Source organism: Escherichia sp. MOD1-EC6819 (assembly GCF_002965765.1).
Lineage (GTDB): Bacteria > Pseudomonadota > Gammaproteobacteria > Enterobacterales > Enterobacteriaceae > Escherichia > Escherichia ruysiae.
The window spans coordinates 39,319-53,272 of record NZ_PTRG01000002.1; the positions used below are offsets into that span (position 1 = coordinate 39,319).

General features: G+C 50.0%; 14 protein-coding genes and 1 other RNA gene. 6 read left to right on the top strand and 9 right to left on the bottom strand.

The window, feature by feature from the left end; genetic code table 11:
* The first annotated feature begins 103 nt into the window (after positions 1-103).
* Both glnK and amtB read left to right on the top strand, forming a co-directional pair.
* Positions 104-442: a P-II family nitrogen regulator gene (gene glnK / locus A7Z06_RS02760; protein ID WP_000780338.1), complete on the top strand. Its 339-nt coding sequence runs from the start codon at positions 104-106 to the stop codon at positions 440-442.
* A 29-nt stretch (positions 443-471) separates the two neighbouring features.
* Positions 472-1,758: an ammonium transporter AmtB gene (gene amtB / locus A7Z06_RS02765; RefSeq protein ID WP_000685049.1), complete on the top strand. Its 1,287-nt coding sequence runs from the start codon at positions 472-474 to the stop codon at positions 1,756-1,758.
* A gap of 49 nt (positions 1,759-1,807) precedes the next feature.
* Here the strand turns inward: amtB and tesB are convergent, their stop codons facing one another.
* The gene (tesB, locus tag A7Z06_RS02770; protein WP_010347651.1) at positions 1,808-2,668 is read right to left on the bottom strand and encodes an acyl-CoA thioesterase II; all 861 of its coding nucleotides are present in this window, start codon (positions 2,666-2,668) and stop codon (positions 1,808-1,810) included.
* Between the two features lie 217 nt (positions 2,669-2,885).
* Here tesB and A7Z06_RS02775 point away from each other — a divergent pair, with 217 nt between their 5' ends.
* The gene (locus tag A7Z06_RS02775) at positions 2,886-3,458 is read left to right on the top strand and encodes a YbaY family lipoprotein (protein ID WP_000779815.1); all 573 of its coding nucleotides are present in this window, start codon (positions 2,886-2,888) and stop codon (positions 3,456-3,458) included.
* A 29-nt stretch (positions 3,459-3,487) separates the two neighbouring features.
* Here the strand turns inward: A7Z06_RS02775 and A7Z06_RS02780 are convergent, their stop codons facing one another.
* Positions 3,488-3,799 carry an MGMT family protein gene (locus tag A7Z06_RS02780; protein ID WP_000409910.1) on the bottom strand — a complete coding sequence of 104 codons (312 nt, stop codon included), beginning with the start codon at positions 3,797-3,799 and terminating at the stop codon, positions 3,488-3,490.
* Positions 3,800-3,961: 162 nt separating this feature from the next.
* On the opposite strand from A7Z06_RS02780, the gene ffs reads away from it, so the two are divergent.
* Positions 3,962-4,058: signal recognition particle sRNA small type (gene ffs / locus A7Z06_RS02785), an RNA gene on the top strand.
* 118 nt (positions 4,059-4,176) lie between these two features.
* The gene (locus A7Z06_RS02790) at positions 4,177-4,530 is read left to right on the top strand and encodes a DUF1428 domain-containing protein (protein WP_000878149.1); all 354 of its coding nucleotides are present in this window, start codon (positions 4,177-4,179) and stop codon (positions 4,528-4,530) included.
* Positions 4,531-4,568: 38 nt separating this feature from the next.
* Here the strand turns inward: A7Z06_RS02790 and pdeB are convergent, their stop codons facing one another.
* The 7 genes from pdeB to acrA all read right to left on the bottom strand — a co-directional run bounded on the left by pdeB (position 4,569) and on the right by acrA (position 13,129).
* Positions 4,569-6,119, bottom strand: coding sequence for a cyclic-guanylate-specific phosphodiesterase PdeB (pdeB, locus tag A7Z06_RS02795; protein WP_010347656.1), 1,551 nt, complete (start codon positions 6,117-6,119; stop codon positions 4,569-4,571).
* A gap of 162 nt (positions 6,120-6,281) precedes the next feature.
* Positions 6,282-6,752, bottom strand: coding sequence for a YlaC family protein (locus A7Z06_RS02800; RefSeq protein WP_010347658.1), 471 nt, complete (start codon positions 6,750-6,752; stop codon positions 6,282-6,284).
* A 114-nt stretch (positions 6,753-6,866) separates the two neighbouring features.
* Positions 6,867-7,418 (bottom strand): maltose O-acetyltransferase, encoded by a 552-nt coding sequence (gene maa, locus A7Z06_RS02805; RefSeq protein ID WP_000102550.1) that lies wholly within the window; start codon positions 7,416-7,418, stop codon positions 6,867-6,869.
* 171 nt (positions 7,419-7,589) lie between these two features.
* Positions 7,590-7,808, bottom strand: a complete 219-nt coding sequence (locus A7Z06_RS02810; protein WP_001280991.1) for an HHA domain-containing protein — start codon at positions 7,806-7,808, stop codon at positions 7,590-7,592.
* A 4-nt stretch (positions 7,809-7,812) separates the two neighbouring features.
* Positions 7,813-8,208, bottom strand: a complete 396-nt coding sequence (tomB, locus tag A7Z06_RS02815) for an Hha toxicity modulator TomB (protein WP_000344801.1) — start codon at positions 8,206-8,208, stop codon at positions 7,813-7,815.
* A 555-nt stretch (positions 8,209-8,763) separates the two neighbouring features.
* On the bottom strand, positions 8,764-11,913 hold the full coding sequence (gene acrB / locus A7Z06_RS02820; RefSeq protein ID WP_001132459.1) for an efflux RND transporter permease AcrB: 3,150 nt from the start codon (positions 11,911-11,913) through the stop codon (positions 8,764-8,766).
* Positions 11,914-11,935: 22 nt separating this feature from the next.
* A complete protein-coding gene (acrA, locus tag A7Z06_RS02825) occupies positions 11,936-13,129 on the bottom strand; it encodes a multidrug efflux RND transporter periplasmic adaptor subunit AcrA (RefSeq protein WP_010347661.1) in 1,194 nt (397 codons plus the stop codon).
* 141 nt (positions 13,130-13,270) lie between these two features.
* Between acrA and acrR the strand changes: the two genes are divergently transcribed.
* Positions 13,271-13,924 carry a multidrug efflux transporter transcriptional repressor AcrR gene (acrR, locus tag A7Z06_RS02830; RefSeq protein ID WP_000101734.1) on the top strand — a complete coding sequence of 218 codons (654 nt, stop codon included), beginning with the start codon at positions 13,271-13,273 and terminating at the stop codon, positions 13,922-13,924.
* The last annotated feature ends 30 nt before the right edge of the window (positions 13,925-13,954 follow it).

The following is a 13,954-nucleotide window of genomic DNA, read 5'->3' on the forward strand; positions in this document are numbered from 1 at the left end:
CTTAACTTCCTGCTCTCTTTCTCGTTTTTCATTTCTGGCACACCGCTTGCAATACCTTCTTCGTGTAGCAGAACCATTACCGAATTCTGACCGGAGGGGATCTATGAAGCTGGTGACCGTGATAATCAAACCATTCAAGCTGGAAGACGTTCGTGAAGCGTTATCTTCCATTGGTATTCAGGGGCTGACCGTCACCGAAGTGAAAGGTTTCGGGCGTCAGAAAGGACATGCTGAGCTGTACCGGGGGGCGGAATACAGCGTCAACTTCCTGCCAAAAGTAAAAATTGATGTGGCGATTGCTGATGACCAACTCGATGAAGTGATCGATATCGTCAGCAAGGCGGCTTACACCGGAAAAATTGGTGACGGCAAAATCTTCGTCGCTGAATTGCAACGCGTCATTCGAATTCGTACCGGCGAAGCCGACGAAGCGGCGCTGTAATCTCTGGCACACAGCAACAGGAACGAAAAATGAAGATAGCGACGATAAAAACTGGGCTTGCTTCACTGGCGATGCTGCCGGGACTGGTAACGGCTGCACCTGCGGTGGCCGATAAAGCCGACAATGCGTTTATGATGATTTGTACTGCGCTGGTGCTGTTTATGACTATTCCGGGAATTGCCCTGTTTTACGGTGGGTTGATTCGCGGCAAAAACGTGCTGTCGATGCTGACGCAGGTGACCGTGACGTTTGCACTGGTCTGTATTCTCTGGGTGGTTTACGGCTACTCGCTGGCGTTTGGTGAAGGCAACAATTTCTTTGGCAACATTAACTGGTTAATGCTGAAAAACATCGAACTGACGGCGGTGATGGGCAGCATTTATCAGTATATCCACGTAGCGTTTCAGGGATCGTTTGCCTGCATTACCGTAGGCTTGATCGTTGGGGCGCTGGCGGAACGAATCCGCTTCTCAGCTGTGTTGATCTTCGTGGTAGTGTGGCTGACGCTCTCTTACATTCCGATTGCGCATATGGTCTGGGGCGGCGGTTTGCTGGCTTCTCACGGTGCGCTGGATTTCGCGGGCGGCACGGTGGTGCACATTAACGCCGCAATTGCCGGTCTGGTGGGCGCATATCTGATAGGCAAACGCGTGGGCTTCGGCAAAGAGGCGTTTAAACCGCACAACCTGCCGATGGTCTTTACCGGGACTGCCATTCTCTATATCGGTTGGTTTGGCTTTAACGCCGGGTCAGCGGGCACGGCGAATGAAATCGCGGCACTGGCATTTGTGAATACTGTGGTCGCAACGGCAGCGGCAATTCTTGGCTGGATCTTCGGTGAATGGGCGCTGCGTGGTAAGCCTTCACTGCTGGGAGCGTGTTCTGGCGCGATTGCCGGTCTGGTCGGCGTGACGCCAGCCTGTGGCTATATTGGGGTTGGCGGTGCGTTGATTATCGGCGGGGTAGCTGGTCTGGCGGGCTTGTGGGGCGTTACCATGTTGAAACGCCTGCTGCGGGTGGATGATCCCTGCGATGTCTTCGGGGTACACGGTGTTTGTGGCATTGTCGGCTGTATCATGACCGGGATTTTTGCCGCCAGTTCGCTGGGGGGGGTGGGCTTCGCCGAAGGTGTGACGATGGGACATCAGCTGTTGGTACAGCTGGAAAGCATCGCCATTACGATTGTCTGGTCTGGTGTGGTGGCATTTATTGGCTACAAACTGGCGGATTTGACAGTTGGCCTGCGCGTGCCGGAAGAGCAGGAGCGCGAAGGACTGGACGTCAACAGCCACGGTGAAAATGCTTATAACGCGTAACAAGCACTGCAAAAAAATAGCCGGACGGTTTTCACCTCCGGCTGTTTTTTTAATTGTGATTACGCATTACCCCTTCCTGAACGGTCGAGGCAACCAGCACGCCGTCCTGGGTATAAAACTCCCCGCGCACAAAGCCGCGTGCGCTGGACGCCGAGGTGCTCTCCACGCTATACAACAGCCATTCGTTCAAATTAAACGGGCGATGGAACCACATGGAATGGTCAATGGTGGCAATCTGAATCCCCGGTTCAAGAAAACCGATGCCGTGCGGCTGTAAAGCAACCGGCAGGAAGTTAAGGTCAGAAGCGTAACCGAGCAGATACTGATGAACGCGCAGATCATCCGGCACGCTACCATTTGCGCGGATCCATACCTGACGATGCGGTTCTGCAACGTGCCCTTTCAGCGGGTTATGAAACTCTACCGGACGAACCTCCAGCGGACGATCGCAGATGAATTTATCTTTTAGCACCGGCGGCAGCAGGTGCGCCAGCGATTGGGCGATTTGCGTTTCCGAAGGCAGGCCATCAGGCGCTGGCGCGGGCGGCATCTCTTTTTGGTGCTCGAATCCAGCCTCTGGCGCCTGGAAAGAGGCCGTCATATAGAAAATCGGTTTACCGTTTTGAATAGCAGCAACCCGGCGGGCGCTGAAGCTGTTGCCGTCGCGTAGCGTTTCTACATCATAAATAATGGGTTTTTTGCTATCGCCAGGGCGAAGAAAGTAGCTATGAAACGAATGCACCAGACGCTCTTCCGGGACCGTCTCTTTTGCTGCATATAGCGCCTGACCAACAACCTGGCCGCCAAAGACCTGGCGTAAACCTAAATCCTCACTCTGGCCGCGAAAGAGTCCTTCCTCAATTTTTTCCAGATTTAACAATGTCAGTAAATTTTTTAGCGCCTGACTCATATAACTCTCCAGTAACAAAGCTGCCGCAGCAAGCCAAAGTGAGTTGAGTATAACGCAATTTTGGTACTGGTCCGATGGGTGCAATGGTCTGAATTACGGGCCAAATGCAGGCGTTAATACGTGACATGTGCCACACTTATTGACGTTACTATTTTGTTAACCACTCTTCCGGCGAGGAAAGTTAGCCCGCTGGTGCATTGATAATAAGGAGAAGTGAATGAAACTCGTGCACATGGCCAGTGGTTTAGCGGTTGCAATTGCGTTGGCAGCTTGCGCGGATAAAAGCGCGGATATCCAGACGCCAGCACCGGCTGCAAATACGTCTATTGCAGCGACACAGCAACCTGCTATACAACAACCGAATGTTTCCGGTACGGTCTGGATCCGTCAGAAAGTCGCACTGCCGCCTGATGCTGTGCTGACCGTGACACTTTCTGACGCGTCGTTAGCCGATGCGCCTTCTAAAGTTCTGGCGCAGAAAGCAGTACGTACCGAAGGTAAACAGTCACCGTTCAGTTTTGTTCTGCCATTTAACCCGGCAGACGTTCAGCCGAACGCACGTATCCTGTTGAGTGCGGCGGTTACCGTGAACGACAAATTGGTGTTTATCACCGATACCGTTCAACCGGTGATCAATCAGGGCGGAACCAAAGCTGACCTGACATTAGTGCCGGTTCAGCAAACCGCTGTACCGGTTCAGGCCAGCGGTGGCGCAACGACCACCGTACCTTCGACTTCACCAACCCAGGTGAATCCGTCTTCGGCAGTTCCAGCCCCTACGCAATACTAAGCGCCACTAACCCTCTCCGCTGGAGAGGGTTAGTAAATCCAGCGATAACGCTGTAAGTCGATTTGCCCGCTTCCCGACACCATCACTCCTTCTGCCAGTAATGCCTGCCGTTGACGCTGCAAATCCGGGCCGGTTAACGAGATTGTGCCGTGGCGATTAACCACCCGATGCCAGGGGAGGGTGCTGCCTTCGGGTAGACGCTTTAACACACCGCCCACCTGGCGCGCAGCACGGGGTGATCCTGCCAGTTTTGCGACGTCGCCGTAAGTGGTGACGTAGCCTTCGGGAATAGCGGCTACGATTTGCCAGACGCGTTGGGGAAATGAATCTTCTTTTTCCATCTTTTCTTCCTGAGGTAATTTTTCAGCATAATCTGGAAAAACCTCTGAGTGAAGCCGCATTGCGCAAGAAACCAGCATCCGGCACGCAATGGGTTGCAATTAGCCGGGGCAGCAGTGATAATGCGCCTGCGCGTTGGTTCTCAACGCTCTCAATGGGGGCTCTGTTGGTTCTCCCGCAACGCTACTCTGTTTACCAGGTCAGGTCCGGAAGGAAGCAGCCAAGGCAGATGACGCGTGTGCCGGGATGTAGCTGGCAGGGCCCCCACCCATTTCTGCTCCTGCCGTTTCGTCAAAAAATCCCAATGTGGCTAAACTTTAACCACGACTGACGCCGCAAGAATTGTCTGGCTGCGCAGTACGCTTCGGAGGTATTTCTGATGAAGTATGTTGATGGTTTTGTGGTTGCTGTTCCTGCCGAAAATAAAGATGCCTATCGAGAAATGGCCGCAAAGGCCGCGCCATTGTTTAAAGAGTTCGGCGCGCTTCGTATTGTTGAATGTTGGGCCAGCGATGTGCCAAACGGCAAAGTGACCGATTTTCGCATGGCAGTGAAAGCGGAAGAGAATGAGGAAGTGGTGTTTAGCTGGATTGAATACCCTTCAAAAGAGGTCCGCGACGCTGCCAATCAAAAAATGATGTCTGACCCACGAATGAAAGAGTTCGGCGAATCAATGCCGTTTGATGGCAAACGGATGATTTACGGCGGGTTTGAGTCAATCATCGACGAGTAGCGTGACGGGCTGTGCGGCGTGCCGCCAGCCCCCAAAATTTACAGATGGTAATCTGCCCAGCGTATGAAATCTTCTTTTGGCAACGCTTTGCTGTACAGCCAGCCCTGACCGTAATGCACGCCATGCTGACGTAGCCACTCTTCCTGTTTACCCGTTTCGATCCCTTCCGCCACCATTTTCAGTTTCAACGTTTTTGCCATTTCGATGATATGCGGTGTGACATTTTTATATTCCAACGCATCAACGAAGGATTTATCGATCTTCAGAATGTCGACATCCAGATCCTGTAAATAACTTAAACTTGAATACCCCGTACCAAAATCATCCAGGTAAATATCATGACCCGCTTCCCGGTAGCGCGAAATTATCGGGGCGCTGGTTTTCGGATCGGCAAATTCGCGCTCTGTGAGTTCAAGAGCGATCTGTTTGGGGTTAACCTGGTAGTGATTGATCATGTCTCGCAGCAGTTGCGGAATTTTTTCCGAGGCGAGCACGGTGGATTCAAGATTGATGGAAATATGTTGTTCCGGGTGTTGTCGCAGCCAGTCGCCCATATCTTCAAACACGTTTCTTATAATCAGCAGCGTCAGAGGCTCAGAAAGACCCGTTTGCTGTGCCAGCGGAATAAAACTATCTGGCGACAACCAACTACCGTCTGTCTGCGGCCAGCGCGCCAGTGCTTCGGCACCGACAATTTTGCCATTGGCTAAGGAGACAATCGGCTGATAGTGCACACAAATATCACGATTTTCGATGGCATCCTGCAAGCGATGATGCGGAGACTGGATACGACGCAAAATACGCAGCACAAACATGGCTGCCAGCAGGCCAATTAACAACCCTACAGGTAACCAGATAAAGACCTGCCGATGCCAGCCTTTTTGCAACGTTTTCGTTGAAGCCCAGGTGATGATGGAAATATTCATCTCTGGTAAGGGCAGAATGTCGTAAATGATCCCATTATTTTCGATGTGCTCACCGGGTGTTTTTTGCAATTGGGTAATAATACCCCGGGCAATTTCGTCGCTGCTGGTTATGACTATATTACGGGCATTGCCAATAATAGCGGCATCAATTTGCCATGAGCTATAAGGAATCACGTCGATAAAGGAGGCGGGGTCGATCATCACTACGTAATGTGCGGTTCCCATAGCAACCATGTAACGGGTAATACCTAAGTCATTGTGTGAGGTTAACCAGACCCGATAACCATCTTTTGAAATCTTCCCCGGCTCCGGAAAGGTATCCGGTGGGCTTTCGTGTTCCAGAGAAGAGCATTGGGGAACGTTGTTATCGATATAAACCACTTCCTGAATATAGCGATAGCTGTATGAAACCCGCCGCATTTCCATGAGATGCTCTTCACTACAGGCTCCGCCTTGCCATCTTTCCAGCTCTTGTAGTGCATCTTTCCCTTGCGTCGCCACTTTATTGGCTCGAATAGCGACGCGGGAGGAATAGGTATTCAGCTCTTCAACAAACGACGCTTCTACCTGCTGATGAGCCAGCCAGATGCTTAAGCCGACAGGCAGTAGTACTGAAAGTATAAGCACTCCCGAAATCAGGCCGACCAGATGTCGTGTTCTCACCAACATGTCCTTATCAACACAATGTAGGGAAAGTATATCTGATTGTGGAAAAAGGCTGGCAGGAGATAAGTGGGTAAGGTCAGTATTTCATGAAATGATGGGTGGCAACGATCATTGTCAATTGACCAGGCGCAGAGCTTACGCCTGGTGTGAAAGTCTGACTTAAGTTGTTGATTCGGCGCGAGCGAGAGTGAAAATATCGTAAAAAGACAGCTCGCCTTTACGGGCGATCATTTTTTGCAGTTGTTCTTTATGAACATCTGCGACACGCGGCGAGTTCAGTATGGTTTCAACCAGCGCGGCAGGGACAAAGCGCGTGTTATACCATTCGCCGTTATAGCAAACTCGAAAATCCAGCACGTCGATGTCTTCGTAGCGGTAGCGTGGGTAAACATCGAAAAAGAAGAAACCGTTGAGCAGGATGAATAGCACGACAAGGAGCCAGACTGAACCTGATAGCGTTTCGGACTGCAACATCACTGCCAGCGTAGCAAAAAAGGCAACATACATGCCAATAAACAGCCCCGGATGTTTGCGGATAAAACTGATACTAAAGCGGGGCTTGTTGTCGCGTTTTTCGCGCGTATTCAGAGATTCAATTGTTTCGGTCAGCAGGCGTTGTATTTCGGTCATCTTTTGCCTTCGTGGTATCTGCAACTCTCCAGGGAACACCCTATTTTAACGTGGGAATGACATGAGAAAAGTAACAGATTAACTACAATTTTGCATAACAGTTGCAAATTATAGTTACAGTTTTTTAATGACTCTGGCTGGGTTACCGCCTACGACAACATTATCAGGGACATCTTTGGTGACGACGGCACCTGATGCCACTACGACGTTATCGCCAATGGTAACGCCCGGGTTAATGATGGCACGACCACCAATCCAGACGTTGTTACCGATAGTCACCGGTTTCCCCAGTTCAACACCGCTATTACGTGCTACAGGGTCGATGGGATGTGTTGCCGTGTAGATATGGACACCAGGCGCCAGCATACAATTATCGCCGATATGAATAGGGCAGACATCAAGCATCACGCAATCGAAGTTCGCGTAAAACCCTTTACCGAGAAAAATGTTATAGCCATAGTCGCAGCGAAAGGAGGGCTCAATATACGCATCCGCAACCTGACCGAGTAAATCGGCGAGGATTTTTTGGCGTAAGGATTGATCTTCCGGCGAGGAATGATTGTATTGGTGAATAAGCTGACGAGCGCGCAGGCGATCGCGAGATAAAGTCTCATCTGCCGATCGATACAACTCACCAGCAATCATCTTTTCTTTTTCTGTGCTCATTACTGACGACCCGGTTGCTGGAAATGGGGCAACACAGTAATACGAAATGTCAGTGATGAGAACGTTCCCGTCACCTCTGTGTGACAGAAGTCACACGCGGCATGTCGTCATAGTAAAAATAAAATATATCTAATAAACAGATGGTTATAGTCCAGTGCTTATACTGTTTAATTATCGAATAAATTTCCACACCGAGGAAGGGATCTTGTCGTAAAGCTTATTCATGGTCAATTCTGCAAGACGGTGATCTGCGGCTGAGTAAAATACCGCCAGTTCATTATCTGATAATTCGTATTTATTTTTCTCGATAACACGTTCCAGCGTGTCAATTGTCTGACAACGACGCAAACGCATCAAATAATCGGTTTTCGTTAAAGGCTTATCGGACATACTTCTACCCATGGTTGTAATAATTAGAACAAGATAAACTCGCAGGATTCTCTTTAGTGGCGTTCACAAAACAACGGAACAGTCGGTTACCTGACTTCCGCCATTTCTGGAGATCCTGCATATTAATACCATAACTACTGAACAACATAAAGGTGTCGTCCAGATATTCATCTATCTGCTCAATGAGCTTATTGTCTTCATTATACTTAATTTTGTAATTAAGTGCGAAGGTCGCAATATGCTCAATGAGTTCATTAAGCTGCAGATTGATAGCCGAGGTAGGGTCGTTAACCCAACCATGGTTACTTTCTTCAAGGTTTGCAAGACAGTCATGATACAGGGTTTCGCAGAGAAATTTAAGCTGTGCAATATCATGTCTTTTTGGTGAGTATTCATCCATAACGCGTCCCCTTCTTAGTGGTTGAACTAACGGACACCTTTCGGGGTGGGAAAACTTACTGACCTGGACTTGCCCTCACAGTTGTTAGATTAACTATAATCCACTCTATGAAGGTTTTCATCGCATTATTACGAAAAATTACAATTAGTGGGAGGAGAGGGAAAAGGCTTACTTTTTCACCCTGCATCAACCACGTAAAGGCTAAAGCAGTTTGTTTGATGCTATTCATAACGTAATCAGGATCCTTGCGTCGGGGGTGATAAAATGAGACGGGAATTTGTCACACTAATACCCAGGATTACTCTGATTATGATGTAATTGATATGAATAAATAAAGGATTGCCGCAAATAAGTAAGAATAGCCTCTAGATGTCTATGGGTTATTATACCTATTACTGTCACTTAATATAAATTAACTAACAATAAGCATTTTTTATGAATTTTATGTAGCGTTAAAACTAACTTCCGTTTGCGAGATTAGCTGTAAACATTGTTATTTTAAGATTATACGTATTAAAAAGGCCGCTTGCGCGGCCTTAGTGATTACGAGATCTATCAATGATGATCGACAGTATGGTTATGTTCGATATCTTCATTTTTGCGGCTAAAGCGGCGGCGAACCACCACGAAGAACACCGGAACAAAGAAGATCGCCAGTACCGTTGCCGTCACCATCCCACCCATTACGCCAGTACCTACCGCATTTTGTGCGCCAGAGCCAGCACCAGTGCTGATAACCAACGGCATAACACCGAGGATAAACGCCAGTGAGGTCATCAGGATTGGGCGTAAACGCATACGCACCGCGTCCAGAGTTGCTTCAATCAGACCTTTACCTTCTTTATCCATCAAGTCTTTGGCGAATTCGACGATAAGTATCGCGTTCTTCGCCGACAACCCAATGGTTGTAAGCAGGCCCACCTGGAAGTATACGTCATTGGTTAAGCCACGGAAGGTGGCTGCCAGCAACGCACCGATAACCCCTAGCGGAACAACCAGCATAACGGAGAACGGAATCGACCAGCTCTCATACAGCGCCGCCAGACACAGGAACACCACAATCAACGAAATTGCGTACAGCGAAGGCGCCTGGTTGCCGGAGAGACGTTCCTGATAGGACATCCCCGTCCAGTCGTAGCCAACCCCCGTAGGCAGTTTGCTCGCCAGTTGCTCCATCAACGCCATCGCTTCACCGGTACTCTTGCCTGGTGCTGCCTGGCCTAAGATCTCCATGGATGGCAGACCGTTGTAACGTTCCAGACGCGGCGAACCGTATTCCCAACGGGAAGAGGAGAACGCCGAGAATGGCACCATCTGACCATTAGCCGCGCGGACATACCAGTTACCGATATCTTCTGGCAACATGCGGTATTTCGCTTCTGACATCACGTAAACTTTCTTCACGCGACCACGGTCGATAAAGTCGTTCACGTAGCTGCCGCCCCATGCAGCACCCAGAGTGGTGTTAATGTCGTTGATAGAAACACCCAGCGCCTGAGCTTTTTCCTGGTCGATATCAATTTTAAACTGCGGCGTGTCTTCCAGACCGTTCGGACGCACGCTGGTCAGCATATCAGGATGCTTCGCCGCTTCGCCCAGCAACTGGTTACGTGCCTGAGTCAGTTTTTCGTGACCGAGGCCGGCCTGGTCAATCAACTCAAAGTCAAAACCGGTTGCCGTACCCAGTTCTACAATCGCTGGCAGGTTAAAGGCGAACACCATCGCATCTTTAATCTGCGAGAAAGCGCGCGTTGCACGCGTGGTAATTGCTTCAACTTTGTTCTCATCACCCGGACGGTCAGCCCAGTCCTTCAACGAAACGAACGCAATACCCGTGTTCTGACCACGTCCTGCAAAACCGAAGCCGTTAACGGCGAACACCGATTCAACGTTGTTCTTTTCTTTGGTCAGATAGTAATTCGTCACTTCGTTGAGCACTTTCTGCGTGCGTTCCTGCGTTGCGCCTGCAGGCAGCTGAACCATGGTCATAAATACGCCCTGGTCTTCATCTGGCAAGAAGGAGCTTGGCAGACGCACGAACAGATAGGCCATGCCGACCACGATGATCAGATACAGCACCAGATAACGCCCCGTACTGCGCAGAATTCCGCCTACGCTGTCGGTGTAGTGGTGCGTGCTCTTCTCGAACATGCGGTTAAACCAGCCGAAGAAGCCTTTCTTGCCTTCCCCGTGATCGCCTTTGGCAATCGGTTTCAGCATGGTCGCACAAAGCGCCGGAGTCAGGATCAATGCCACCAGTACCGACAGTGCCATTGCCGAAACAATGGTAATGGAGAACTGACGATAGATTGCACCAGTCGAACCGCCGAAGAAGGCCATTGGTACGAATACCGCAGACAGCACCATCGCGATACCCACCAGTGCGCCCTGAATCTGCCCCATCGATTTACGTGTAGCTTCTTTCGGCGGCAAACCTTCTTCCGCCATCACACGTTCCACGTTTTCTACTACAACGATGGCGTCATCCACCAACAGGCCGATAGCGAGCACCATCCCGAACATCGTTAGCGTGTTTATCGAGAAGCCAAAGGCAGCAAGAACCGCAAAGGTTCCCAGCAATACCACCGGTACGGCAATGGTCGGAATCAACGTCGCGCGGAAGTTCTGCAAGAACAGATACATGACCAGGAACACGAGGATGATCGCTTCAACCAGCGTTTTAACCACTTCGTGAATGGAAATTTTCACGAACGGCGTAGTATCGTATGGATAAACGATTTTCAGACCCGATGGGAAGAACGGCTCCATCTTCGCCAGTTCAGCACGGATTGCCGCAGCCGTATCCAGCGCGTTCGCACCGGTCGCCAGTTTGATACCCAGACCAGAAGCGGGTTGTCCGTTAAACTCTGCGATGATGTCGTAGTTCTCACCACCCAGCTCAATTTTCGCCACATCACGCAGCAGTACGCGGGAACCATCCTGATTCACTTTCAGCAGAATTTTGCCGAACTCTTCAGTGGAGGTCAGACGCGTCTGAGCAATAATAGAGGCGTTAAGCTGCTGGCCTTTCACCGGCGGCGTACCACCGAGCTGACCGGCAGCGACCTGGGCGTTTTGTGCTTTGATAGCGGTAATGACATCAACCGGCGTTAACTGGTATTTGTTCAGCTCATTCGGGTTCATCCAGATACGCATCGCATACTGTGAACCGAACAGCTGAACGTCACCGACGCCTGATGTACGGCTGATGGCATCTTTCATATTCGCCGCTACATAGTCGGAGATATCCTCCTGCGTCATGGAGCCATCGGTGTTGATAACGCCGACAACCATCAGGAAGCTACTGGAGGATTTCTCAACGCTCACCCCTTGCTGCTGTACTTCCTGCGGCAGTAATGGCATCGCCAGTTGCAGTTTGTTCTGCACCTGAACCTGCGCAATATCCGCATCAGTACCAGACTCAAAGGTCAGGGTGATCTGCACAGTACCCGTGGAGTCACTGTTGGAGGACATGTACATCAGGTTATCGATACCGTTCATATTCTGTTCGATAACCTGTGTAACAGTGTCCTGCACCGTTTTTGCATCAGCGCCAGGATAGGAAGCGGAGATCGTTACTGCCGGCGGTGCAATCGTAGGATATTGCGCCACCGGCAGTTTGAGGATCGCCAGCCCCCCTGCCAACATGATGATGATGGCGATCACCCACGCAAAAATCGGGCGATCAATAAAGAAATTAGGCATGTCTTAACGGCTCCTGTTTAAGTTAAGACTTGGACTGTTCAGGCTGAGCACCGCTTGCGTCTTGCTGGTTGTTATCAGCGGTTATCTCTTGTGCTTTCACCTGGACACCAGGACGCACTTTCTGCAGCCCACTTACTACTACTCGTTCGCCTGCTTTCAGACCCTCAGTCACCAGCCACTTATCGCCAATGGCCTGGCTTGCGACGATCGGACGAGTTTCCACTTTGTCATCCGCGCCAACTACCAGAACGGTAGCTTCGCCGCGTGGTGTACGAGTTACACCTTGTTGCGGAACTAAAATGGCGGTTGGATTAAGCCCTTCTTCCAGACGTGCGCGCACGAACATACCCGGCAGCAGGGTGTGATCCGGGTTCGGGAAGATAGCGCGTAAAGTGATAGAACCGGTGGTCTGATCAACGGTAACGTCAGAGAACTCCAGCGTACCGTCCTGCGGGAACTTAATACCGTCACTGGTGATTAGCGAGACTTTGGCTTTACCGTTCTCTTGCTTCAGTGTGCCGTTGGCGAGTTCTTGTTTCAGACGCAGGAAATCGTTACTGGACTGAGTAACATCAACGTAGATCGGATCAAGTTGCTGTACGGTCGCCAGCGCAGTCGCCTGGCCGTTTTGCACCAATGCGCCTTCCGTCACGTTCGATTTACCAATACGGCCGGTAATCGGAGAGGTGACTTTGGTGTAAGCCAGATTGATGCGCGCGGTTTCAACAGCCGCTTTCGCCGCAGTAACAGCCGCATTTGCCTGTTGCGCATCAGCCAGCGCCTGATCGTACTCTTGCTTACTGATGTACTGAGTACCCAGCAGCTTCTGGTAACGATTAACAGTCAACTGCGCGATATTGGCTGCTGCCTGCGCTTTAGCCAGATCGCCTTTTGCACTGTCGTACGCTGCCTGATAGGTCGCAGGATCAATCTGATAGAGAGAGACACCTGCTTCGATGTCGCTACCTTCTTTGAAATTACGCTTCAGGATAATCCCGCTAACTTGAGGACGAACTTCTGCGATCCGGTAGGCACTGGTGCGACCCGGAAGCTCGGTTGTGATCTGCAGAGGTTCAGTTTTGACTGTTACTACCCCAACAGCGGGCATCTGCTGGCCACCTTGTTGGGCCTGTTTGTCGTCACATCCTGTAAGCGCTAAGCTGCCTGAGAGCATCAGAACGATCGCCAGAGGCGTAAACCCTCTGTTTTTGTTCATATGTAAACCTCGAGTGTCCGATTTCAAATTGGTCAATGGTCAAAAGTCGATAAACCCATTGCTGCGTTTATATTATCGTCGTGCTATGGTACATACATTCATAAATGTATGTAAATCTAACGCCTGTAAATTCACGAACATATGGCACGAAAAACCAAACAAGAAGCGCAAGAAACGCGTCAACACATCCTCGATGTGGCTTTACGTCTTTTCTCACAGCAGGGGGTATCATCCACCTCACTGGGAGAGATTGCAAAAGCAGCAGGCGTTACGCGTGGTGCAATCTACTGGCATTTTAAAGATAAGTCGGATTTGTTCAGTGAGATCTGGGAGCTGTCAGAATCCAATATTGGTGAACTAGAGCTTGAGTATCAGGCAAAATTCCCTGACGATCCACTCTCAGTATTAAGAGAAATACTAATTCATGTTCTTGAATCGACGGTGACTGAAGAGCGGCGGCGATTATTGATGGAGATTATTTTCCACAAATGCGAATTTGTCGGAGAAATGGCTGTTGTTCAACAGGCACAACGTAATCTCTGTCTGGAAAGTTATGACCGTATAGAACAAACGTTAAGACATTGTATTGAAGCGAAAATGCTGCCCGCAGATTTAATGACGCGTCGCGCAGCCATTATTATGCGCGGCTATATTTCCGGCTTAATGGAAAATTGGCTCTTTGCCCCGCAATCTTTTGACCTCAAAAAAGAAGCCCGCGATTACGTTGCCATATTGTTGGAAATGTATCTTCTTTGCCCTACGCTTCGTACACCGGCCACCAACGAAAAATCCTGAATCAGACTCCAGGATTTTTCCTGGACATTT